The sequence below is a fragment of the Streptomyces sp. NPDC046887 genome (assembly GCF_040644755.1).
Taxonomy (GTDB): Bacteria; Actinomycetota; Actinomycetes; order Streptomycetales; family Streptomycetaceae; genus Streptomyces; species Streptomyces lichenis.
This window is the reverse complement of record NZ_JBEYXH010000007.1, coordinates 22,749-47,268: the sequence shown is the minus strand read 5'-3', so window position 1 is coordinate 47,268 and position 24,520 is coordinate 22,749. Positions and strand designations below refer to the sequence as shown.

Here is a 24,520-nt window from a genome sequence, read left to right as displayed (position 1 = left end):
CGTTCCCGTACGGCTTACGGGAAAGTCAGCTTGAAGTTGTTGATGTAGCCGGTGTCCTGCGCGGCCTTGTCCTGGACGCGGAGCTTCCAGGAGCCGTTGGCGACCTCGCTGGAGGCGTTCACCGTGTAGGTGGCCTTCACGTTGTCCGCCGAGTCGGAGGAGCTGTACGGCTTCAGGTTGTAGACCGAGCCGTCCGGCGCCACCAGGTCCACGACCAGGTCACCGCGCCAGGTGTGGACGATGTCCACGTCCACCTTGAGGGCGGCGGGCGCGTTGCCCGCGATGCCGGTGACGTTGACCGCCGAGGTGACCGCCGCGCCGTTGTCCGGGATGGACACGTCCGCGGAGTTCTCGAAGACCTTGCCGCCCGGGTCGCCGCCGCCGGGGCGGCCGCCGACCGCGATGCCGGCCCAGGCGCTCTCCACGGCCTTCACCTCGGCGCTGCCCGCGCCGTACAGCTCGGTGGCGACCGCGACGGTGCCGGTACGGGCGCCCGCGTAGTTGGTGGTGGAGTTGAACTTGGTGGTCAGCGCCTTGTACCAGATCAGCGCCGCCTTGTCGCGGCCGATGCCGGTGACGGGCAGGCCGTCGGAGGTCGGCGAGTCGTAGTTGACGCCGTTGATGGTCTTGGCGCCGCTGCCCTCGGAGAGCAGGTAGAACCAGTGGTTCGCCGGGCCGGAGGAGTAGTGGACGTCGATGTTGCCGATGCCCGAGTACCAGGCGTCCTTGGACGAGCCGTCCTTGCTCGGCTTGTCCATGTAGCGCAGCGGGGTGCCGTTGCCGCGGATGTCGATCTTCTCGCCGACCAGGTAGTCGCCCTTGTCCTGGGCGTTGTTGGCGTTGAACTCGACCGCGGCGGCGAAGATGTCCGAGGTCGCCTCGTTGAGGCCGCCGGACTCGCCGCTGTAGACCAGCTTGGCGGTGACCGAGGTGACGCCGTGCGTCATCTCGTGCGCGGCCACGTCGATCGAGGTCAGCGGCTTGGTGTTGCCCGAGCCGTCGCCGTACGTCATGCAGAAGCAGCTGTCCTGCCAGAACGCGTTGACGTAGTTGTTGCCGTAGTGGACCCGGGAGTACGCGCCGACGCCGTCACCGCGGATGCCGGAGCGGCCGTGCACGTTCTTGTAGTAGTCCCAGGTGACGGCCGCACCGTAGTGGGCGTCCGCGCCGGCGGTCTCCGCGTTCTGCGGGGTGCCGTCGCCCCAGACGTCGTCCGGGCCGGAGAACAGCGTCCCGGTGCCGGAGGTGCCCCGGTTGAGGTTGTACGTCTTGTGGTTGCCGCGCCCGGTGTCGGTCAGGTTGAACGAGGAGCCGCTGCCGCTCGTCCCCAGGGTGACCTGGCCGCTGTACTGGGTGTTGCCGGTGCCCTCGTGCACGCCCTGCCACTCGAACAGCTTGGCGCCGGTGGCCGCGTCGGTGACCACGTGCAGCTCGTTCGGGGTGCCGTCGTGCTGGAGGCCACCGACCACGGTCTCGTACGCCAGCACCGGCTTGCCCTGGGCCAGCCAGACCACCTTGCGCGGGGCCTGGGTGGCCTCCTTGGCCTTGGAGCCCTCCGCCTTGGCGGCGCCCACGGCCTGCTTCTCGGCGGCCGCCGGGGCGATGTCCGCGGTGGTGTCGACGTTCTTCAGCTCGGCCCGGGACGCCTTGGAGACGCCCTCGGTGCGGCCGGCCTTGGTCTCGCTGACGACCAGGTCGCCACCGAGCACCGGGAGCCCGGCGTAGGTCCGCTCGTAGCGGGTGTGGGTGGTGCCGTCGCGGTCCTGGACCACGTCCCGGACCACCAGCTTCTCCTGGGCTCCGAGCTTCAGCTCCTTGGCCGTCTCCGCCTTGCCGGCGTCGGCGGCCTTGAGCAGCGCGGCGCGCTGGGCCGGCGAGAGGACGGCGGGCAGCGCGCCCGGGTCGGCGTTGCCGGCGACCTGTGCCTTCGGCGCGGCCTGGGGCGCCTCGGCGGTGGCGGATCCGGTCTGGACACCGACGGCGAGCATGGCCGCGGCGGCGATCAGAGCGCCCGTCGCGGTGGCGCGACGGCTTGGCGTGGGTCTCACGCGGACTCCTTCGTGCGAGGGGGGTTACCGAGCGCGGCTGGGGTGGCCGGCCCGGGCGGAGCGGACCCGTTCGACGACCCGTGGACGAACAGGCGAACGCGGGTCGAACGGGTGGTGCGTGGAACGGCGAAAGAGTGGCAGCCGTCGACCATCCCTGTCAGGAGCGCGTCAAGAACTTGGCCAAAAGTCGTCCGTTGCCCGCAGCCTCGTGTTCGTTAAGCGAACGTTTCAGCGGTGTGGCCGCCCGCCCGGCCCCGACACCACGTCACCCGTCACTCCAGGCCCCTCCGCCGCACCGACCGCCTTCCCCGCCCGCTACCACACCCCCTCGGAGGTGATCGTTCCGCACCCCCACAGCTGGCCGGATCCCGCACCCGGAAGTACACGTTCCGGGCGGCCTCCAATCGCCCAGGCCTCCCGGCGCGGCCGGGTGGTGGTCAGCGCACGGCTGCGGCGCCGCATCGGGCGGTGTGCTGGTCCAGGCCGCCGAGGATGAGTGCGAGGCCCGCCTCGAACGCCGCCTCGTGATCGAGCGCGGGAACGTCGTCCGGCAGGTGGTCGGCGTCCGGTGTGTCCGCGTCGGCCTGCTCCTCCAGCACGCAGCCGATGGTGAAGCGGCCGGCGGCCAGCATCGCCATCTGCGCCTGCTGCTCGGGCACGCCGGAGGAGACCAGGAAGGCCATCTTGCGGCGGATGCGGTCCAGGTCGCCGATCGGGGTGCTGCCGGCGTGCAGGCGGGCGCCGTCGCGGCGCAGCAGCAGGGTCTGGCGGAAGCTGCGGGAGTTGTCCAGGAACCAGGTGCGCCAGTCGTCCTCGGGTTGCGGCAACGGCGCGTGGGCGTGCGGGGCCATGGCCGCCTCAGCCATCGCGGCCAGCAGGTCCTTCTTGGTCCTGAAGTGGTAGTAGAGCGACGGCTGCTCCACCCCCAGGCGTCTGGCCAGCCGCCGAGTGCTGACGGACTCCAGGCCCACGTCGTCCAGCAGGTCCAGGGCCTCGGTGACGACGGTCTCGCGGTTCATCTTGGTCACATTGACAATCTATCGGTGATAGAAGATCGTGGAAAGGAATCAATCGCCGATAGATTTTGGGGTCGGAGATCATGGCGAACAAGATCGCGAAGCGGCCGCTGCGGATCCTGGTGGCCGGCGGTGGCGTCGCGGGGCAGGCGCTGGCCTTCTGGCTCACCCGCGGCGGTCACGCGGTGACGGTCGTCGAGCGGTTCCCGGTGCTGCGCGCCTCAGGGGCGCAGGTGGACCTGCGCGGGCAGGGCATCGACGCGGTGAAGCGGATGGGGCTGCTTCAGGAGGTGCGCGGTCACCTGGTGGACGAGGCCGGGGTGGCGTTCGTCGACTCCCGCGGGAGGCCGAAGGCGACGATCATGGCCAACACCTCCGGCAAGGGCCGTCAGACGCTGACCTCGGAGTACGAGATCATGCGCGGTGACCTGGTGCGCATCCTGCACGAGGCGACGAAGGGCGACGCCGAATACGTCTTCGGCAAGAGCGTCGATGGCTTCGACCAGCACTCCGACACGGTCACCGCGCACTTCTCGGACGGGACCTCGGGCGAGTGCGACCTGTTGATCGGCGCCGACGGGCAGGGCTCGCGCACCCGCCGGGCGCTGCTGCCCGAGGGCGTCGACCCGTTCTGGCGGGTGGGCATCCACATGGCGTACTGGTTCGTGCCGCGCATCGCCTCCGACACCGACATCCGCGACACCTGCATGGTCCCGGGTGGCCGGCAGATCATGCGGCGCAGCCACAATTCCACCGAGACGCAGGTGTACTTCGTCATGCGCGAGGAGTCGGCGGAAGCCTCCGCGATCCATCGCGCTCCGATCGAGCAGCAGCAGAAGTTCTGGGCCGAGCGGTTCCGGGACGCCGGCTGGCAGACCGAGCGGTTCGTCGAGGGCATGGAGGACAGCCCGTTCTTCTACTCCCAGGAGATCGCCCAGGTGCGCATCGACAGCTGGTCCACGGGCCGGGTGGTCCTGGCCGGGGACGCCGCGCACTGCGCCTCCCCCTACAGCGGCATGGGGATCTCCGGCGGCCTGGTGGGCGCCTACGTCCTGGCCGGGGAGATCAACCGCAGCCCGGGCGACCTGCCGGCCGCGCTGGCGAACTACGAGCGCGTTCTGCGCCCGTTCGTCGACGAGATCCAGGGCGGGGTGAACCCGCGCGTCCTGCGGATGGGCATGCCGATGAACAAGCACGCCATCGCCGCGTTCCAGGACGTCACCGCGCTGGCCTGCTTCCTGCGCATCCCCGACCTGTTCGCGCGCATGTCGAGGGAGGACCGCGGCGGCGACTGGCAGCTCCCCGCCTACACCGACGCCGCCTGAGCCCTCACGGCACCGCGTCAGCCCACCACGCTCTCCCGCCAGGCGCGGTGCAGCCCGGCGAAGCGGCCGTCGGCGGCGGCAATGAGGTCGGCGGGGGAGCCGTCCTCGACGATGCGGCCGTGCTCCATCACCAGCACCCGGTCGGCGATCTCCACGGTGGAGAGGCGGTGGGCGATCACCAGGGCGGTGCGGCCGTGCAGCACGGTGTTCATGGCCCGCTGCACCGCCCGCTCGCCGGGGATGTCCAGGGAGCTGGTCGCCTCGTCCAGGATCAGCACCCCGGGGTCGGCGAGCAGGGCCCGGGCGAAGGCGACCAGTTGGCGCTGGCCTGCGGAGATGCGGCCGCCCCGTTTGCGTACGTCGGTGTCGTAGCCGTCCGGGAGGGAGACGATGAAGTCGTGCGCGCCGATGGCCTTGGCGGCCCGTTCGATCTCCTCGCGGGTGGCGTCGGGCCGGCCGATGGCGATGTTCTCGGCGACCGTGCCGGAGAACAGGAACGCCTCCTGGGTCACCATCACCACCCCGCGCCGCAGTTCGGGCACCGACAGGTCCCGCAGGTCCACGCCGTCCAGCAGCACCCGCCCGCCGGACGGGTCGTAGAAGCGGGCCAGCAGCTTCGCCAGCGTGGACTTGCCGGCACCGGTGGAGCCGACCACGGCCACCGTCTGGCCGGCCGGGACGGTCAGACCGAAGCGGGGCAGCACCTCCCCGCCGGTGCGGTACGCGAAGCTGGCGGCCTCGAAGACGATCTCGCGGCCGGGGGCCTCGGCCGGGAGGGGCGGCAACTCGCGCGGCGAGGCAGGCTCCGGCACGGAGGGCGTCTGGGCCAGCAGGCCGGCGATCTTGGCCAGCGAGGCCGCCGCCGACTCCCAGGAGTTGAGGAACATCCCCAGCCGGTCGATCGGGTCGTACAGCCGGCGGATGTAGAGCACCGCCGCCGCCAGCACCCCGAGCGCCAGGGTGCCGTCCGCGACCCGCCAGGCGCCCCACAGCACCATCCCGGCCACCGCGGTGTTGGCGGTCAGCCGGGAACCGACCACATAGCGGGCCATCTCCAGGATGGCGTCCCCGTTGCGCCGCTCATGGCCCTGGTTCAGCCGTCCGAAGCGCTCCTGGTCGGCGCGCTCCCGGCGGAACGCCTTCACCGGCCGGATCCCGTTGACCGTCTCCGCCAGCCGCACGATGACCGAGGCGATCGCCGTCGAGCGGGCGCTGAACGCCACCTCGGCCCGCCGCCGGTACAGCTGCACCAGCAGATACAGCGGGATGAAGGAGGCCACCGCGACCGCGCCGATCCCCAGGTCCAGCCAGAGCAGCATGGCCGAGATATAGGCGAACGACAGGACCACGCCCAGGAGTTCCTGGAGTCCTTCGGCCAGCAGCTCGCGCAGCGACTCCACGTCCGCGGTCGAGCGGGAGATCAGCCGCCCGGAGGTGTAGCGCTCGTGGAAGTCCACGCTCAGCGCCTGGGCGTGCCGGAAGATCCGCCCGCGCAGGTCCAGCAGTACATCCTGGCTGACCCGGGCGGCGGCCCGGATGAAGGCGTAGTGGAACCCGGCGCCCGCCACCGCGCAGAGCGCGAAGCCGACCGCCACCAGCACCAGCGGCCCGCTGTCGTCGGCCCGCAGCGCCGGTACGGCCCGGTCGATGGCGTACGCCACCAGCAGTGGCCCCGCCTGCACCGCGCCCTGCTGAATCAGCAGGAGCAGCGCGGACAGCGCCACCCAGCGGCGGCGCGGGGCCAGCAGCGACCGCAGCAGCCGGCCGGTCGCCCCCTTGGCCACGGGCAGCTCGTCTCGGTCGAAGTCGTCACCGGGGGTCTGGGCCTGGGCGGGGTCGGCCGGCCGGACCACTTGCTCGTCCACCACCCCGGCGCCCGCACCCGTATCCGTACCCGGCCCCGGCCCCGTCGTCGTATCCGTCATCGCACGCCCTCCGTCCGCACCCCGCCGGCGGCCTCGGCCGCGTCCGCCGACTCCGCGCCCGACATCAGCCAGGCGTACTCCACGCTCTCCCGCAGCAGCTCCTGGTGGGTGCCGACCGCCGTGATCCGGCCGCCGGAGAGCAGCGCCACGCGGTCGGCCAGCAGCACGGTGGACGGGCGGTGCGCCACCACCAGCGCGGTGGTGTCCCGCAGCACCTCCCGCAGCGCGGCCTCCACCAGCGCCTCGGTGTGCACGTCCAGCGCCGACAGCGGATCGTCCAGCACCAGGAAGGACGGCTTGCCCACCACCGCCCGGGCCAGCGCGAGGCGCTGCCGCTGACCGCCCGACAGGCTCAGCCCCTGCTCACCGACCTCGGTCGCGGCACCCTGCGGCAGATCGTGGACGAAACCGGCCTGCGCCACCTCCAGCGCCCGCCGCAACTCCACCTCGCCCGCGTCCTCGCCCGCGCCCATCAGCACGTTCTCCGCGACGGTCGCCGAGAAGAGCGTGGGCTCCTCGAAGGCCACCGCCACCAGGGAGCGCAGCCGCTCCCGGTCCATCGCGGTGATGTCCTCGCCGTCCAGCAGCACCCGCCCGCCGGACACCTCGTGCAGCCGGGGCACCAGCGCGGTCAGCGTGGTCTTGCCCGAGCCGGTCGCCCCGACCAGCGCCATGGTCTCGCCCGGCCGGATGTGCAGATCGACTCCGGCCAGCACCGGTGGGGCGTCCGCCGGGGCGTCCGGATAGCGGAAGACGACGTTGTCGAACCGCAGCCCGCCGCCGTCCGTCCTTCCTCCCTCGGCCGCCCGGGCCTTGGCCGCCGCGTCCCCGGCGTCCTCCTCCGGCTCGTCCATCACCTCGAAGAAGCGGTCCGCCGCGGTCGCCGTGTCCTGACTGATCGCCAGCAGGAAGCCCATCGACTCCACCGGCCAGCGCAGTGCCAGGGCGAGGGACAGGAACGCCACCAGGGTGCCGGCCGACAGCCCGCCGTCGGCCACCCGCAGCGAGCCCAGCACCAGGGCCGCGCCGATCGCCAGCTCGGGGATCAAAGTGATGATCGTCCAGATCCAGGCCAGCAGCCTGGCCTTGCGCAGCTCCGTCCCCCGCAGCCGCCCGGCCAGCGCCCGGAACGTCTCGGCCTGGCTGCGGTGGCGGCCGAAGCCCTTGATCACCCGGATGCCGAGGACGCTCTCCTCCACCAGCGTGGTCAGATCGCCCACCTGGTCCTGCGCCCGGCGCGCCACCGTCGAGTACCGGGTCTCGAACATCGACGAGGCGATGACCAGCGGCACCGCCGGCAGCAGCACCACCACACCCAGCACCCAGTCCTGCGCCAGCAGCAGGACGCAACCGATCAGGATCGTCACCCCGTTGACGAACAGGAACGTCATGGGGAAGGCGAAGAACAGCCGGATCAGCGCGAGATCGGTGGTCGCCCGGGACAGCAACTGCCCCGACGCCCAGCGGTCGTGGAACGCGATCGGCAGCCGCTGCAACCGCGCGTACAGCGCACCCCGCATCGACGCCTCGACCGCCGCCAGCGGCCGGGCCACCAGCCATCGGCGCAACCCGAACAGCAGCGCCTCGGCGATGCCCAGCACCAGCACCGCCAGCGCGCCCAGCCAGACCCCGCCCGGATCCCCGTCCGCCACCGGCCCGTCCACCAGCCACTTGAGCACCAGCGGAATGACCAGGCTGAGCAGCGAGGCCGCCACCGCGACCACCGCCGCGATGCCGATCCGCGCCCGCACCGGGCGGAGATACGGCCACAGCCGCAGCAGTGAACGGACGGCGGACCGCTTGGCGGTCTTGGGCGCGGTGGGGGAGTGTGAGGTGGCCATCAGCACCGAGCCTACGGTTTGCGACTGACAGGCCTCATGTGGTTTTCGGCCGGGGCGGGGGGCCGGGCCCGAAGTCATCGGAAGGTCCCCCGGAGCGGGGGAAGCCGGGCATCTGACGAGTCGGCAAAGGCCTGTGGGGTGTGGTGATCATCACAGGAGGCTTCTGTCATTGATGCGCACATGTCCGTTTGCTCTCCGTTGAACTTCCCTCCCTCAGCGTGTTGGTTGTTGTTCCTGTGAGGCGACTGTGGATCGTTCGTGAACGGGGTGTGGCGGAGATGCGGACTCGGTGCCGGAGTCGAAACCGAGCTGCCGGAGTGCTGCTGGGTGTGTCCCTGCTCCTCGGGGCCGCACCGGCTGCCACCGGTCACGCGACGCCTGCGACCACGACGACCTCGGCCTCCGGCCTCCGATCGGCGACCACTCCCGCGGATCCTTCCGAGGCGGCGGCGCGGGCCGAGGCGGTGCGCACGGGCAAGCCGGTCGAGATCACGGCCCTGCGCGGCCAAACCCGTGAGGTCTTCGCGACACCGGACGGTGAGCTGGAGGCTCGTGAGCACCTTCGCCCCGTGTGGACGCGTGTCGACGGCGCCTGGAGGCGTGTCGACACCGATCTGACCACCTTGCCGGAGGGAACCGTCTCTCCGGTGGCGTCAACGGTGGAGCTGGAGTTCTCCGGTGGCGGAGCGGATGCGCCGCTGGTGCGCATGGAACGCGCCGGCCGGGTGCTGAGCCTGTCCTGGCCCGCGCCGCTCCCCAAGCCGCGGCTTGACGGTCCCGTGGCCACGTACGCCTCCGTACTCCCGGACGTGGACCTGCGGATGACCGCTCAGGAGGACGGCTACACCCAACTCCTGGTGGTGAAGACGGCCCAGGCCGCGGCGAGCCCCGAGCTGGCCGAACTCCGGCTGAAGCTGTCCGCGGAGAAACTGGACGTCCAGGTGACGGAGCAGGGCGGCCTGCGAGCGGTCGACATCGGCGCGCAGGGAACGGTGTTCGAGGCTCCGAAGCCGCTGATGTGGGACTCCAGCCCCGGTTCGGGTGGCGCCGCCACAGGACCGAAGCAGGCCGGCAAGGGCGCGGCGGCCAAGGCGCCTGCGGCGGCGTCGGACCTCGACGGCGAGCCGGGAGCGGGGGAGTCGGGCAAGCTCGCCCCGGTCGGTGTGGAAGTGCCGGCCGGGCAGAAGGAGCTGGTGCTCAGGCCGGACGCCGACATCCTGCGAGGGAGCGACACCACCTACCCGGTCTACATCGACCCTCAGGTGTCCGCTCCGCGCAACACCGCCTGGACCATGGCGTCCAAGTACTGGGCGTCCTCGCCGCAGTGGAAGTTCAACGGCGACCCGGACGCCGGGCTGGGGTACTGCGACTGGTCCTACTGCGCCCCGCACGACACCAAGCGCCTCTTCTACCAGATCCCGGTCTCGGCCTTCGCGGGCAAGTCGATCCTGTCGGCGGAGTTCGTGGTGCGTAACACCTGGTCCGCCTCGTGCTCCGCCCGCTCGGTGGAGCTGTGGCAGACCAAGGGCATCTCCTCGTCCACCACCTGGAACAGCCAGAACGCCTCCGGCTTCTGGGTGAAGGAGCTGGCGTCCGTACCGTTCGCCTACGGCTTCACGGGTTGCGCCGCCAGGGACGCCGAATTCGACATCAAGGCGGCCGTGCAGTCGGCCGCCAACAGCAAGCTGTCGACGATGACGTTCGGGCTGCGGGCGGCCAGCGAGTCGGACGGCTACGCCTGGAAGCGGTTCTCGGACAAGGCGTATCTGCGGGTGAAGTACAACCAGGCCCCGAGGCAGATCAAGATGTCCCAGCTCACGATGGAGTACGGCGGGACCTGCAAGAAGCCGGCGGACGCGGCGCGTGTGCGCACCCTGGGGAAGATCTACGCCAATGACGTCACCGATCCCGACGGCGACACCGTCGCGGTGGAGTTCGAAGCCCAGTGGGACACCGGTGACGGCAAGGGAATGATCACCCGCTGGAAGCCGGCCCGGACCTCCTACAAGAAGTCGGGTTCCGACTTCGCCATCAACCTGCCGTCCTCCGTGCCGCAGAGCAAGCAGGTCAGCTGGTTCGTCCGCAGCTACGACGGGGCCCAGCATTCGCCCTGGTCGTCCTCGGGCAGTTCGACCGGCTGCTACTTCAGCTACGACTCGACGGTGCCGAGAGCACCCGCCATCTCCTCCGGGGACTATCCGGCCTCCGACCCCGAGAACCCGGACGACCCCTGGCACGACGGGGTCGGCAAGTACGGCACCTTCACCCTCAAGGCCGCCGACGGCGACGTCACCAGGTACTGGTACGGGATCAACGGCGATCCGACATCCCAGAACTCGCTCACGACGTCCGCGGGCGCCGCGAAGACCCTCCGGCTGCTGCCGGCCAAGCCCGGACTGAGCTTCGTCACCGCCCGGGCCTTCGACCAGGCCGGGAACGCCGGTGAGATCCGCACCTACCGCTTCCGCGTGAAGGCGGGGCAACCGGAGCGCGCCGTCTGGGAGCTGAACGAGGGCGCCGGCGCCGTACAGGCCGAAGGCTCGTCCGGATCGCGTCCCGCCACGCTGTACGGCGGCGCCACCACCGGAGCGGCGGGCAAGCAGGGGGCAGCGCTCCATGTGAACGGCATCAACGGATACGCCGCCACCGACATCCCGACCGTCAACACCGCCAACGGCTTCAGCGTCTCCGCCTGGGTCAAGCTCGACAAGATGCCCACCGACGCCGCGGTGGTCGCCGCGCAGCCGGGCAACCACTCCCCGGGATTCGAGCTGTACTACTCCCTCGGCTACAACCGGTGGGTCTTCAACCAGTACGCCGCCGACACCCCCAACGCCCCCATCGTCCGGGCGATGGCACCTCAGGCAGGCGGCGTGGGCGCGAACACCTGGACGCATCTGGTGGGCGTCTACAGCGGCGGTGACAAGCAGCTGCTGCTGTACGTCAACGGGGCGCTGGCCGGATCCACGCCGTACACCACTGCCTGGGACGCCCGCCGCGGCCTCCAGATCGGTGCGGCCAACCTCAACGGCCAGGTGACCAACCACTTCCCCGGCACCATCGACGAACTGCGGATCTTCGACAAGCCCGTGAGCGCCACCGAGGTCGGCCAGCTGCACCGCCTGGAGCCGATGGGCAACGGGCGGACCGCCCGCGCGGTCTTCCCGATGGACGAGCCGGCCGGTGCCGCCGAAGTGGTCGGCCGTGCCGACGCCCAGCCACTGAAGCTCGCCGGCGACGCACAGCTCGGCACTCCCGGCGCCGCGGGCAAGGCACTGAAGCTCGACGGTGACGGCGACTACGCCCACACCACGGCCCCGCACGCCGACACCCAGCGCTCCTTCACCACCTCGGCCTGGGCCCGGCTCGACCGCGTCCCGACCCAGGCGGCCACGGTCGTGGCGCAACTCGGCGCCAACCGGCCCGGCTTCGAGCTCTACTACTCCAAGACCTCCAACCGCTGGGGCTTCACCCAGTACTCGGGCGATGTCGCCAACGCCACCCAGATCCGGGCGCTGCAACCCGAGGGCACCAGCGCACGGGTGGGGGAGTGGGTGCATCTGGTCGGCGTCCATGACGCGGTGGAGGAGACCCTCACCCTCTACGTCAACGGCGCCAAGGCGGGCACCGTCGCCCAGACCGCTCCCTGGTACGCCGGCGGCCGGGTCCAGGTGGGTGCGCTGAGCATCGACGGCGGCCGCCTCATCCAGTACTTCCCCGGCCAGATCGACGACGTACGCCTGTACGACCGGCCGGTGTCCACGGAGGAGGTGCAGCAGCTGTTCCGGCAGCGCCCCCTCGTCAAGGCGCGCTGGATGTTCACGACGGCCTCGGGCTCCCCGTCGACCACCCCGGACGCCTCCGCCACCGGTGCGAGTCTGGGGCTGCACAACGGGGCCAAGCTCGGCTCCGGCTGGGTGGACGGCGGCCTGGACCTCGACGGCGTCGACGACTACGCCGCCACCGCTACCGGCACCGTTCCCGTCGACACCTCCGGCAGCTTCACGGTCGCGGCCTTCGCGCAGGCCGCGGCGGTGCCGACCCGGCCGGCCGTCCTGATCAGCGCGCCGGGCACCAACAGGAACGCCTTCGAGGTGAGGTACCTGCCCAGCGCCACCCCGGAGACCGACGGCGGCCGTTGGCGTATCAACACCCTTCAGGGGGACCTGGCGTCCTCCACCGGCGCACAGATCGACAACGGGCAGTTCCACGGTCCCGAGGAGTGGACCCACCTCGCCCTGGTGTACGACGGCTTCGCCCGCGACCTGCGGCTCTACGTCAACGGCGAGTTGGAGGAAGTGGCCTGCGTCGACGCCGACGGCGACGGCAAGGCGGACGCCGCCGCCTGCGAGGAGCGTGCCTCCCGAGCCGAGAACGTCATCACCTTCAAGGCCGTCCACAGCCTCCAGATCGGCCGCAACAAGGCCGGCTCGGCCATCGGGAGCGAGCACTGGTCGGGCTCCGTATCGGACGTCTGGGCCTTCCAGGGCGCGCTCGGCGAGAACGGCATCGCGCATCTCGCGGCCGGCGTCCCGGATGCCCCGACCACTGTCCCCGGCAACGACTGATCACCTTCGCGCCGGCCCTGGCGCCGATGTCCAGGGCCGGTCCGACGGCCCAGGGCAACCGTCGCCGGTCGACGGCACACCCCTGACGGACTCGCACGACAAAGGATGAGGATGAACGCTGGAAGGCGGACGCGAGTCCGTGCCCTGCGCCGCCGGACAGCGCTGGCTTCGGCTGCGGTGATGGTCGGCACCCTGCTGCAAGCCGTGGCCCAGCCCGCCTCGATGGCGGTCGACCGCGGCACCGGCCGCCCCGGACTGCCCGCGTCGGAGAAGCCGGTTGCCGTCGTACCCGTCGCGGCGGCTGCACGTACGTCCGTGCACGGACCCCGGGTCCCGCTGGAGGCCCCGCGGGCCGCCTGGCCGGCGGCCGGCACGGCGACCGTCACCCCGCCGGACGGTGCCCGGTCCGTGATGCGGGCCGGGAAGCTGCCCATCGCCGTCGGCGGAGCCGAAGCCCCGGACTCGGTCCGGGCCCGGCTGCTCGACCGGGAGGCGGCCCGTCGGGCGGGCGCGGACGGCCCGCTGTTCACCCTGGAGTCCGTCCGGTCGGACAAGCCGAAGAGCTCTGTCCGCACGTCTCTCGACTACTCCGCCTTCGCCGGGGCCTTCGGTGGCGACTACGCCAAGCGCCTGAGGCTGGTCGAGCTGCCGTCCTGTGCCCTCTCGACACCCGAGAAGGCGGCCTGCCGCTCGGCGAAGCCGGTCGAGACGGTCAACGACACGGAAGGGCGCACCCTCACCGCACCTCGCGTCGCGCTGCAGGCCTCCCGTCCCACCGTCCTCGCCGCCGTCGCCGACGACGCGAGCATGGGCGGGGACTACAAGGCGACCCCGCTCTCGCCGTCGGCCCAATGGAGCACCAGCCTGAACACGGGCGACTTCTCCTGGTCGTACGCGATGGGCGTGCCCGACGTCCCGGGCGGGCTGACCCCGAGCGTCGGCCTGTCGTACTCGTCCGGTTCGCTGGACGGACGCACCGGCAACAGCAACAACCAGGGCTCATGGGTGGGTGACGGCTTCGACCTGTCGCCCGGATTCATCGAGCGACGCTACAAGTCGTGCACCGACGACGGGGTCGAGCGCCCCGACGGGGGCAAGCCGGGTGACCTGTGCTGGGCCTACGACAACGCGTTCATCTCCTTCAACGGCAAGGGCGGCGAACTGGTCCCGACCGGAGCCGACACCTTCCGGCTGCGTGAGGACGACGGCACCAAGGTCCAGCGCGTGGAGGGCTCCACCTCTGACGTGCGCGCCAACGGTGCCCGCAACGACGAGTACTGGAAGGTCACCACCCCCGACGGGTTCCAGTACCACTTCGGCTACCACCGGCTGCCGGGCTGGACGGAGGGCAAGGAGACCACCGACTCCACCTGGACCGCCCCCGTCTTCGGCGACGACTCGGGCGAGCCGTGCCACGCCTCCACGTTCGCCGCCTCCTGGTGCCAGCAGGGCTGGCGCTGGAACCTGGACTACGTCCTCGACCCGCACGGCAACGCGATCGCCTACTACTACGACAAGGAGATGAACTCCTACGGCCGCAACCTCGACGAGAAGGCCAACACCCGCTACGTACGCGGCGGTTTCCTCGACCGCATCGAGTACGGGCTGCGCTCCACCAGCGTGTACTCCGCGAAGGCCCTTGCCAAGGTCGACTTCACCGGCAGTGAGCGGTGCCTGCCGGACGCCGGCACCAACTGCACCGACATCACCAAGAACGCCCGCAACTGGTACGACACCCCCTGGGACCTGAACTGCGACGCCGGCGCCACCTGCGACCAGGGCCGACTGGCCCCGGTCTTCTTCACCCGGCAGCGCCTGACCTCGGTGGCCACCCAGGTGCTGAAGGACGACGCCTACACCAACGTCGACTCATGGAAGCTGAACCACAGATGGGGCACGTCCGACACCGACTACCAGTTGCTGCTGACGTCCGTGGAGCGCACGGGGCACACCGGCACACCGGCGATCACCCTGCCGAAGACCACCTTCGGCTACGTCCAGCGCGCCAACCGGCTCGACCGCATCGGTGACGGCTACGCGCCCTTCAACAAGGAGCGCCTCGCCGGCGTCGTCGACGAGGCGGGTGGGCAGATCGACGTCGGCTACTCCTCACCGGTGTGCGACTCCGCCGCCCTGCCGACCCCGCAGACCAACACCACCCGCTGCTTCCCGCAGTACATCGGCGGCAGCTCCAGCGACGACCCCGACCTGCACTGGTTCAACAAGTACGTCACCTCCTCCGTCACCCAGACCGACCGCACCGGACGAGCCCCCGACCAGGTCACCGCGTACGACTACCTGGACGGCGCGGCCTGGCACTACGACGACGATGACGGGCTGACGGAGGAGAAGTCCAAGACCTGGTCGCAGTGGCGCGGTTACGGCCACGTCCGGGTCAGGACGGGCGGTCAGGGCGGAGACTCCGCCATGCGGTCCCAGGCCGACACCTACTTCCTGCGCGGCATGGACGGCGACCGCAAGGAGCCCTCCGGCGGCACCAAGTCCGTCAGCGTCACGCTCGGATCCGGTGAGGGCGACCCGATCACCGACCACGACTCGGCCGCCGGGTTCACCTACAAGAGCGTGCAGTACTCCGGTCCCGGCGGCCGGGTGCTGTCCAAGACCGTGAGCCGCCCCTGGCACCACGAGACCGCGAAGAAGGTCCGCACCTGGGGCACCGTGACCGCCAACCTCAGCGGTATCGCCCAGACCCGCGGCTGGACCTCGCTGGACGACGGCGTCGGCCAGAAGTGGCGGACGACCACCACGTCCAGCACTTTCGACACTCTCGCGGGGCGCATCACCCAGATCGACGACCGCGGCGACGACGCCACCACGACCGACGACAAGTGCACCCGTACGTCCTACCCGGCGTCCAGCGCCCTCCTCGTCCTGCCCGCCAGGGTGGAGGCCGTCGCCAAGGCCTGCGCGGCCACCGTCGAACGCCCCAAGGACGTCATCTCCGATGTCCGCACCGCCTACGACGGCCGGGCGTACGACGCCGCGCCGACGAAGGGCGACGCCACCGCGACCGCGGCGCTGAAGGCGCATGACGGCACCACGGCCACCTACACCGAGGGCTCCGCCACCTACGACGGCTACGGCCGCAAGCTCACCTCCACCGACCTCAGCGGCACCGTCACCGTCAAGTCCGGGACGGTGACCCGGACGGCGCGCGCCGACGGCCGCGTCACCACCACGGCGTTCACGCCCGCCACCGGCTTCCCCGCCTCGGCCAAGGTGACCACACCTCCGGTGAAGGCCGGGGACAGCACCACCGTCCAGAGCGTGACCACGACGAGGGACCCGCTGCGCGGCGTCCCGCTGAGCGAGACCGACACCAACGGCAAGACCGTCAACCGCGCCTACGACGCCCTCGGCCGCTCCACCAAGGTGTGGCTCGCCGACCGTCTCACCGGCGACGTCCCCACCTACGAGTTCAGCTACCACATCACCGAGGGCCGGCCGATCGTCGTCGGTACCCGGACCCTGGGCAACAACGGCGCCCAGGTCGCCTCGTACACCCTCTACGACGGCTTCCTCCGTCCCCGGCAGACCCAGAGCCCCGGCCCCAACGGCGGAAGCCTGCTGACCGACACCTTCTACGACGAGCGCGGCCTGACGGCGAAGGAGTTCCTCCCCTACTACGCCGCCGTCAAGCCCTCCACCACCCTCCTCAAGCCGGAGGACGCACTCGGCGTCGAGACCCAGAACCGCTACGCCTACGACGGCCTCGGCCGGCAGACCGAGCACCGGCAGATCTTCGGCAACGGCGACGGCGGGCAGGTCCTCAACACCACCCGCACCCTCTACGGCGGCGACCGCACCACGACCATCCCGCCGCAGGGCGGCATCGCCACCACCACCCTCACCGACGCCCGCGGCCAGACCACCGAACTGCGCCAGCACCACCAGCGCACCGCCGACTCCCCGTACGACACCACCCGGTACTCCTTCACCCAGGCCGGCGCGGTGTCCAAGGTCACCGATCCCGCGGGCAACGAGTGGAGCTACGAGTACGACCTGCTCGGCCAGCCCAAGCAGTCCAAGGACCCGGACAAGGGCACCGTCACGTACACCTACGACGACCGCGCCCGGCTCACCTCCACCACCGACGCACGCAACACCACGCTCGCCTACGTCTACGACGGCCTCGGCCGCAGGACGGAGCTCCGCTCCGGGACGGCGACGGGCGCTCTGCGGGCCAAGTGGACCTACGACACGATCAGCGGCGCCAAGGGCCAACTGGCCGAGTCCGCCCGCTACACGGACGACGGCAAGGCCTACGTCTCCAAGGTGGTGGCCTACGACCGGCTCTACCGTCCGCTGCGCACCTCCGTCACCATTCCGGCGGCCCCCGGCAACGAAGGCCTCGCCGGGACGTACCTGTCGACCGCCGACTACAAGGAATCCGGCCTGATCGGCAGCATCGGCCTGCCCAAGGCCGGCGCGCTGCCGGGCTCCTCGGTGGCCTTCGGCTACGAGGACGCCACGCTCAGGCCCATCACGGTGGACGGCCGCGAGGGCATCAGGGCCACGACGACGTACAGCCTGACCGGAAAGCCGCTCCAGCACGAACTCTCCAACGCGGGCGGCAAGAAGGCCTGGGTAACCAACGAGTACGAGGGCGGCACCCAGCGCCTGGCACACTCCCGGATCGACCGCCAGGACGTCCCGGGCGTCGACCAGGCCTCCACCTTCCGCTACGACGAGGCGGGCAACGTCCTGTCCGTCTCGGACACCTCACGCTCCGGTACGGACACCCAGTGCTTCACCTATGACCACCTGCGCCGGCTGACGAAGGCGTGGGCCCAGCCCACCACCACTTGCGCCGGCACCCCCAGCGCCTCGGTCCTCGGCGGTCCGGCCCCCTACTGGACGTCCTACGGCTACGACAAGACCGGCAACCGCACCTCCGAGATCCAGCACGATGTCACCGGTGACACCACCAAGAACATCACCAGCACCTACGCCTACCCGGCGCCGGGCGCGACCGCGGTCCGTCCGCACGCCCTGAAGTCGGTCACCCGCACCGGCCCCGGCGCCGTCGCCGGCGACACCTTCACCTACGACGCCATCGGCAACACCGACACCCGCACTCTGGGCGACGGCGTCTCGCAGGACCTCGACTGGGACGCCGAAGGCCGTCTCACCAAGGTCACCGAGCCGGTCGAGGGCGGATCACCCAAGATCACCGCCTACCTCTACGACGCGGACGGCAACCGGCTGATCGCCCGCACCCCGACCGACACCACGCTCTACCTCGGCTCGACCGAGATCACGGTCGCCAAGGGGACCACCACCCCCAAGGCGACCCGGTACATCCCTCTCGGCGGCGGCCACCAGGCCGTTCAGTCCGACGACGGCAAGGTGTCCTTCACCACCGCCGACCACCACGGCACCGCCCTGCTCGCCATCGACGCCGCCACCCAGCGCCTCAGCCAGCAGCGCCGGCTCCCCTTCGGCGGCACCCGCGGTCCCGAGCCGGACACCTGGCCCGGCACCAAGGGCTTCGTCGGCGGCACCGAGGACGCCTCCACGGGCCTGACCCAACTGGGCGCCCGCTCCTACGACTCGGCGACGGGCCGCTTCCTGTCGGTCGACCCGATCATGGACGTGACCGACCCGCAGCAGATCAACGGCTACGCCTACGCCAACAACAACCCGCTCACCTTCGCCGACCCGTCGGGTCTGTTCTGCGACGGGTGCAGCGTGGGCAACCCCGACTCGGTCTGGACACCGGAGCACGGTCCCGGCTGCACCACCTCCCACTGCTACAGCACGGGCGGCGGCAAGGGCGGCCCGAAGCCCATCTACAGCACGAGCGGCGGGGGGAGCAGCGGCGGCGGGACCATCAAGAAGTCGCCGGCCTCGCCTGCGAAGACGATCAACGTCACACAGAAGAACGGTGTGATCGAGATCGAGGGCATTCCCGTGCCGTCCGCCGACGTCCTGAACTACCAGTACGTGCAGGTGGCGGAGGAGAGGCGGCTCGAATTCTGGGCAGAGGGAGTATGCGAGCTCGACTCCGGCGGGAAGACCAAGTCATTCTGCGATGCCGCCAAGGCGCTGGGCATCATCGACTACGCGCCGAGCGCGTTCGACCGCATGGTGACCGGGATCGCCATCTCGCTCGTCGTCCCGGACTTCGACGCGTGGAAGAACTGCCTGACCGGTGAGAGCGCCAGTGCGTGCGGTACTGCGGCCCTCGACCTGCCATGGGCCCGTGTGCTCAAGGGCGCCAAGGTCATCAAGGCGTGCAGCAGCTTCGTCCCCGGCACCGAAGTCCTGATGGCGGACGGCACCACCAAGCCCATCGAGGACGTCCGCATCGGCGACCAGGTGGTCGCCACCGACCCGGTGACCGGTGAGACGTCGGTCAAGACCGTGACGAGGGAGATCACCAGCGAGGGGCTGAAGGTGCTGGTCACTCTCACCCTCGCCCTCCCCGGCGGTAAGACGGCCAAGCTCACCGCGACGGACAAGCACCGTTTCTGGTTGCCCGACACCAGCGCGTGGGTTGAAGCCGAGGACCTCGTCGTGGGCGAGGAGCTGCGCACCCCCGACGGCAAGGAGGTGCGGATCGCGAGAATCGACCGCGAGAAGCGGCCGGCCACCGTCCACAACCTGACCGTCGCGGACCTGCACACGTACTATGTGCTGGCGGATTCGGCCCCAGTCCTTGTCCATAACTGCAACAGCACCAAGCTCGGAAAGAACCTGACAAACGGCGGCGAGGCGAAGCCTGCCGGTGTTGATGCCCAGGCGCACCACATCGTCCCTTGCGGCTGCAAGAAGGTTACGCAGGCGTGGAATGTCCTCAAGAAGCACGGGATCGATATAGACTCAGCCGAGAATGGTGTATGGATGAGTCACCAGGGGCATCGGGGTACGTTCGTGCATTCGTATTACGCCTACATCAACTCCGAAATTCTGGCTGCGGATGCGCGAGGTGGAAAGCAGGCCGTAGTCGACTTCATGTCCCAGCTCAAGACGGAGCTTTCAGCCGTTGACCAGTACGCAAGGTGGGAAAGGTACGGAAAGCAGTGAACGCCTACCTGGTTGAACTCGACGTCGACGAATTCGGCTGCCTGGACGGCGATGAGTCACTCTTCCCCAAAGCCGCCAGTGACCACGACTGGAACACGCCGTACCCATCGACGGGTCAGACTGTTCCTTTTACGTGGGAGTCAGGTGAGGGTGCAGTAAGGCCGGACGTCTTCTGGTACCCGCAGATGCTGGACTGGGTGTGCAACGAACGAGCATATCGGGCGCTTGCCGGCTGTTCCGCCTCTGACCTCAACGTGATTTCCACAGGTGTGCTCGACGGTGAGCCCGTCTATGTCGTGCAGGCGTCGAGCGTATTGGATGTCGTAGTCCGGGAGGCCTCTGTCATCGACATCTATGAAACATACGATGCGTTGCGTTTTCCCGCCTTCCGTCGCGATATGCATGAAGCGCTCGCTTCTCGAGTGTTCCGCGTTCCCGGCGGTATCACGATGGTTTTTGTGGGCGGCGCTGTCAAAGAGGCCTTGGACGAGGCCGGTGTCAAAGGTTTTCGCTATGTGAAGGTGGACTGGGCCGCCGCCTGACGTTTGTGCCGCTACCGGGGGCGCGCTCGGTCGGTTGGAGGTGGCCGACCGGGCGGCGGCGGCCAGGCTGTCCGGTCCGACGACGGCAAGGTGTCCTTTACCACCGCCGACCACCACGGCACCGCCCTGCTCGCCATCGACGCCGCCACCCAGCGCCTCAGCCAGCAGCGCCGGCTCCCCTTGGTGCCGGCCCCGAGCCGGACACCTGGCCCGGCACCAAGGGCTTCGTCGGCGGCAGACCGTGACGAGGGAGATCACCAGCGGCTGGCAGGTCAGCCGCGCACCCTCAATAGGAGGACCGAGCGGGGTGGGGCGGTGAGGGAGTGGTCGGCGGGGTGGAGGGTGGCGGGGGCGGTGGACTGGTCTTCGGCGGAGGTGTCGACGACCAGCTCGTAGGAGCGGGCCCAGGGGGTGCCGGGGAGGTGGAAAGGGGCGGGGTCGGCGCCGGCGTGGAGGATGGCGAGGAAGCTGTCGTCGGTGATGGGTTCGCCGGTGGCGTCGCGGCCGGGGATGTCGCGGCCGGAGAGGTACATGGCAAGGGTGGCGGTGGGTGCCCACCAGTCGGCGTCGGTCATCTCGGTGCCGTGCGGGGTGAACCAGGCCAGGTCCCGTAGGCCGTCGACCGCCTGCGGGCGGCCGGAGAAGTGGACGCGGCGGCGGAGTACGGGGTGGGCGTGGCGGAGGGCCAGGAGGCGGGTGGTGAGGTCGAGGAGGGCGCGGCGGCCGGGGTCGTCGGGGAGGGACCAGTCCAGCCAGCCGATCTCGTTGTCCTGGCAGTAGGCGTTGTTGTTGCCGTTCTGGGTGCGGCCCATCTCGTCGCCGGCGACGAGCATCGGGACGCCGGTGGAGAGCAGGAGGGTGGTGAGGTGGTTGCGGATCTGGCGGTTGCGGAGGGTGTTGATGGCGGGGTCGTCGGTCTCGCCCTCGGTGCCGCAGTTCCAGGAGCGGTTGTCGTCGGTGCCGTCCCGGTTGCCCTCGCCGTTGGCCTCGTTGTGCTTCTGCTCGTAGGAGACCAGGTCGCGCAGGGTGAAACCGTCGTGCGCGGTGACGAAGTTGACCGAGGCGTACGGGCGTCGGCCGCCCCAGGCGTACAGGTCGCTGGAGCCGGAGAGCCGGTAGCCCAGGTCGCGTACGTCGGGCAGCGCACCGCGCCAGAAGTCCCGTACCGCGTCCCGGTAGCGGTCGTTCCACTCGGCCCAGAGCGGAGGGAAGGCGCCGACCTGGTAACCGCCGCTGCCGACGTCCCAGGGTTCGGCAATGAGTTTCACACGGCGGAGTACCGGGTCCTGGGCGATGACGGCGAGGAAGGGGGAGAGCATGTCGACGTCGTGCATGGAGCGGGCGAGGGCCGCGGCGAGGTCGAAGCGGAAGCCGTCCACGCCCATCTCGGTCACCCAGTAGCGGAGCGAGTCGGTGATCAGGCGCAGCACGTGCGGCTGGACAACGTGCAGGGTGTTGCCGCAGCCGGTGTAGTCGGCGTAGCGCCGGGCGTCGCCCTGGAGACGGTAGTAGCCGCGGTTGTCGATGCCGCGCAGTGAGAGCATCGGGCCCAGCTCACCAGCCTCGGCGGTGTGGTTGTAGACCACGTCGAGGATGACCTCGATCCCGGCCGCGTGCAGGGCCTTCACCATCCGCTTGAACTCGCCGACCTGCCCGCCGGTGGTCCCGGAGGCGCTGTAGGCGGCGTGCGGGGCGAAGTAGCCGATGGAGTTGTAGCCCCAGTGGTTGCGCAGGCCTCGGCGAAGGAGGTGGTCCTCGTGGGCGAACTGGTGCACCGGGAGCAGTTCGACGGCGGTCACGCCGAGGGCGGTGAGGTGGTCGATGGCGGCGGGGTGGGCCAGGCCCGCGTAGGTGCCGCGGAGGTGCTCGGGGATGCCGGGGTGGCGCATGGTGAAGCCGCGGACGTGCAGCTCGTAGATGACCGAGTCGGCCCAAGGGGTCTTCGGCCGCCGGTCGTCGGACCAGTCGTCGTCATCGTGGACGACGACGCCCTTGGGGACGTACGGGGCGGAGTCCCGGGTGTCGCGTACGGTGTCCGCCACCGGCTGGTCGGGCCAGTCGCGGACGTGTCCGTACACCTCCGGCGGCAGTCGGAAGTCGCCGTCCACCGCTCGCGCGTACGGGTCGAGCAGCAGCTTCGCCGGGTTCCAGCGGGCCCCGGTCCATGGGTCCCAGCGGCCGTGCACCCGGTAGCCGTACCGCTGTCCGGGCCGCACCCCGGGCACGAAGCCGTGCCAGATCTGGTGGGTCAGCTCGGTCAGCGGCAGCCGGGTCTCGGTGCCGTCCGGGGCGAACAGGCACAGTTCGACGGCCTCCGCGCCCCCGGCCCAGAGGGCGAAGTTGGTGCCCTCGGTGCCGCGCGGGCCGGCCCGGAAGCGGGCGCCGAGGGGGGTGGGGGCCCCGGGCCACACCGGGGTCGGCGGGGCGCCGGTCCGGGCCGCGGTCACGTCCACCGCGGTCGCGTCCGGTCCCAGGAGCCGCGCCGCCGCGGGGGCGGGCCCTGCTCCCGCACGCTGCACTGCCTGCTGTTCGGCTGCGCTCGACACCTGCCGGCCTCCCGCGGCTCGTCCGGGCCGGGCGTGCGCGAGAGGCGCGGCGTCCCTGCCGCGCCTCCCGCACCCGCCTGTTCCGGTGTTCCGGTTGTTGTTCGTGCGGTGTGCTCCACGTACGACCCCGCCGGTCGGGGTTTGCTCTCTGTTCATTCCCGGGCGGCGGGGCGGCTCAACATCCCCTCGGGTCACGTTTCCCGTGCCCGATGGTCGTCGTTGGGCGGGCATGAGACGACTGTGGACGAGGGTGACGAGGGCGTGGCTGCTGGTCGCCGCCGTGGCACTGGCCGGTTGCACCACCGGCGGCGGCTGGGACCTGGGGGCCGGCGGGGCCAAGGGGCGGGCGCCGGATGACGCCATCCGGGTGGTTCCCGCCGACCGGGCCACCGGTGTCGCCCCGGACGACCGGCTGGAGGTACGGGTGCCCAGCGGGCGCCTGGAGCGGGTGCGGGTGGTGAAGGTGGCCGACGCCCGGGTGGAGCCGGTGGCCGGCTCGGTCAGCGAGGACGGGCTGCGCTGGCTGCCGGCGCGCGGCACCCGGCTGGCCACCTCGGCCACGTACCGGGTGGAGGCGGTGGCCCTGGACGGGCACGGGCGCCGCTCGGCCCGGCACACCTCGTTCACCACCGCCGTGCCCGAGCACCGCTTCATCGGCTACGGGAAGCCCGAGCACCGCTCGACCGTCGGCACCGGCATGATCGTGTCCTTCTCCTTCAGCCATCCGGTCCGCGACCGGGCGGCCGTGGAGCGGGCCATCCGGGTGAGCGCCGACCCGGCGGTGGAGACGGCCGGGCACTGGTTCGGCAACGACCGGCTGGACATCCGGCCCCGGGAGTACTGGCGGCCCGGGACGAAGGTCTCGGTGGACGTCCGGCTGCGGGACGTCGAGGGGGCGCCGGGGGTGTACGGCATCCAGGACAAGCGGATCGCGTTCACGGTGGGCCGCCACCAGGTCTCCCGGGTGGACGCCAGGGCGCACACCATGGAGGTGCGGCGGGACGGCGAACTGCTCGCCACCGTGCCGATCACCGCGGGGGCGGCGAAGAGCACCACGTACAACGGGAAGATGGTGGTCACCGAGATGTACGAGGTGACCCGGATGAACGGGGCGACGGTCGGTTTCACCAAAGCGGACGGCAAGGGCGAGTACGACATCCCGGATGTGCCGCACGCGATGCGGCTCACCGACTCGGGCACCTTTCTGCACGGCAACTACTGGGCGCAGCCGGATGTGTTCGGCTCCTCGAACGTGAGCCACGGCTGTGTGGGGCTGCGGGATGTGAAGGGCGGCAGCGCCGAGGCCCCGGGCGGCTGGTTCTTCGACCGCACGCTGGTCGGGGATGTGGTGGAGGTGGTCAACTCGGCGGATCGGACGGTCGATCCGGGGAACGGGTTGAACGGCTGGAATCTGGACTGGGGGAAGTGGAGGGCGGGGTCGGCGGTGGGGTGAGGAGTGAGGGGGGCGGTGGAGGCGCCCGGTGGCGTGGTGGGGTGCGCTGGGTGGCGTGGTGGGGGTGCGTGGGGATGTGTCGGGTGCTCGGTGGTGTGAGTGCGTTGGGCGCGTTGTGACGGGGGTGCGGGGGCGTGGGTGCCCTTGGGGGTCGCCCCCGGTGGCGGGGTCCCTGGGGCGGCCCTCGCGCCCCCGTGTCGGCCTGC

General features: G+C 70.7%; 10 protein-coding genes. 5 read left to right on the top strand and 5 right to left on the bottom strand.

Annotated features, from left to right (window positions below; all coding sequences use genetic code 11):
- Positions 1-14: 14 nt before the first annotated feature.
- Positions 15-2,048: a M4 family metallopeptidase gene (locus ABZ945_RS09705; protein WP_361266459.1), complete on the bottom strand. Its 2,034-nt coding sequence runs from the start codon at positions 2,046-2,048 to the stop codon at positions 15-17.
- A gap of 437 nt (positions 2,049-2,485) precedes the next feature.
- Complete coding sequence (locus ABZ945_RS09700; protein WP_361266749.1) at positions 2,486-3,067, bottom strand: TetR/AcrR family transcriptional regulator C-terminal domain-containing protein; 582 nt, start codon at positions 3,065-3,067, stop codon at positions 2,486-2,488.
- 80 nt (positions 3,068-3,147) lie between these two features.
- Here ABZ945_RS09700 and ABZ945_RS09695 point away from each other — a divergent pair, with 80 nt between their 5' ends.
- On the top strand, positions 3,148-4,389 hold the full coding sequence (locus ABZ945_RS09695; RefSeq protein ID WP_361266457.1) for an FAD-dependent monooxygenase: 1,242 nt from the start codon (positions 3,148-3,150) through the stop codon (positions 4,387-4,389).
- A gap of 17 nt (positions 4,390-4,406) precedes the next feature.
- On the opposite strand, the gene ABZ945_RS09690 is transcribed toward ABZ945_RS09695, so the two are convergent.
- Together ABZ945_RS09690 and ABZ945_RS09685 are read right to left on the bottom strand one after the other, a co-directional pair.
- A complete protein-coding gene (locus ABZ945_RS09690; protein WP_361266455.1) occupies positions 4,407-6,314 on the bottom strand; it encodes an ABC transporter ATP-binding protein in 1,908 nt (635 codons plus the stop codon).
- Entirely contained in the window at positions 6,311-8,155 is a 1,845-nt protein-coding gene (locus ABZ945_RS09685; protein ID WP_361266453.1) for an ABC transporter ATP-binding protein, read from the bottom strand. Before ABZ945_RS09685 ends, ABZ945_RS09690 begins: the two co-directional genes overlap by 4 nt.
- A 278-nt stretch (positions 8,156-8,433) precedes the next feature.
- On the opposite strand from ABZ945_RS09685, the gene ABZ945_RS09680 reads away from it, so the two are divergent.
- The 3 genes from ABZ945_RS09680 (at position 8,434) to ABZ945_RS09670 (ending at position 20,315) form a co-directional block, all read left to right on the top strand.
- Complete coding sequence (locus ABZ945_RS09680; protein WP_361266451.1) at positions 8,434-12,723, top strand: LamG-like jellyroll fold domain-containing protein; 4,290 nt, start codon at positions 8,434-8,436, stop codon at positions 12,721-12,723.
- Positions 12,724-12,903: 180 nt separating this feature from the next.
- Positions 12,904-19,773, top strand: a complete 6,870-nt coding sequence (locus ABZ945_RS09675) for a polymorphic toxin-type HINT domain-containing protein (protein ID WP_361266449.1) — start codon at positions 12,904-12,906, stop codon at positions 19,771-19,773.
- Positions 19,770-20,315 carry a hypothetical protein gene (locus tag ABZ945_RS09670; RefSeq protein ID WP_361266447.1) on the top strand — a complete coding sequence of 182 codons (546 nt, stop codon included), beginning with the start codon at positions 19,770-19,772 and terminating at the stop codon, positions 20,313-20,315. The genes ABZ945_RS09675 and ABZ945_RS09670 overlap by 4 nt, the downstream gene beginning before the upstream one ends.
- Before the next feature lie 272 nt (positions 20,316-20,587).
- Here ABZ945_RS09670 and glgX read toward each other — a convergent pair whose 3' ends face one another.
- Complete coding sequence (glgX, locus tag ABZ945_RS09665; protein WP_361266445.1) at positions 20,588-22,861, bottom strand: glycogen debranching protein GlgX; 2,274 nt, start codon at positions 22,859-22,861, stop codon at positions 20,588-20,590.
- Between the two features lie 229 nt (positions 22,862-23,090).
- Here glgX and ABZ945_RS09660 point away from each other — a divergent pair, with 229 nt between their 5' ends.
- Positions 23,091-24,314, top strand: coding sequence for an Ig-like domain-containing protein (locus tag ABZ945_RS09660; RefSeq protein ID WP_361266443.1), 1,224 nt, complete (start codon positions 23,091-23,093; stop codon positions 24,312-24,314).
- Positions 24,315-24,520: the final 206 nt, after the last annotated feature.

What these genes read in the sequence shown, in the direction of transcription:
- ABZ945_RS09700 (WP_361266749.1), bottom strand. Translation starts at nt 3,067, where the DNA reads ATGAACCGCGAGACCGTCGTCACCGAGGCCCTGGACCTGCTGGACGAC.
- ABZ945_RS09695 (WP_361266457.1), top strand. Translation starts at nt 3,148, where the DNA reads ATGGCGAACAAGATCGCGAAGCGGCCGCTGCGGATCCTGGTGGCCGGC.
- ABZ945_RS09690 (WP_361266455.1), bottom strand. Translation starts at nt 6,314, where the DNA reads ATGACGGATACGACGACGGGGCCGGGGCCGGGTACGGATACGGGTGCG.
- ABZ945_RS09685 (WP_361266453.1), bottom strand. Translation starts at nt 8,155, where the DNA reads ATGGCCACCTCACACTCCCCCACCGCGCCCAAGACCGCCAAGCGGTCC.
- ABZ945_RS09680 (WP_361266451.1), top strand. Translation starts at nt 8,434, where the DNA reads ATGCGGACTCGGTGCCGGAGTCGAAACCGAGCTGCCGGAGTGCTGCTG.
- ABZ945_RS09675 (WP_361266449.1), top strand. Translation starts at nt 12,904, where the DNA reads ATGGTCGGCACCCTGCTGCAAGCCGTGGCCCAGCCCGCCTCGATGGCG.
- ABZ945_RS09660 (WP_361266443.1), top strand. Translation starts at nt 23,091, where the DNA reads ATGAGACGACTGTGGACGAGGGTGACGAGGGCGTGGCTGCTGGTCGCC.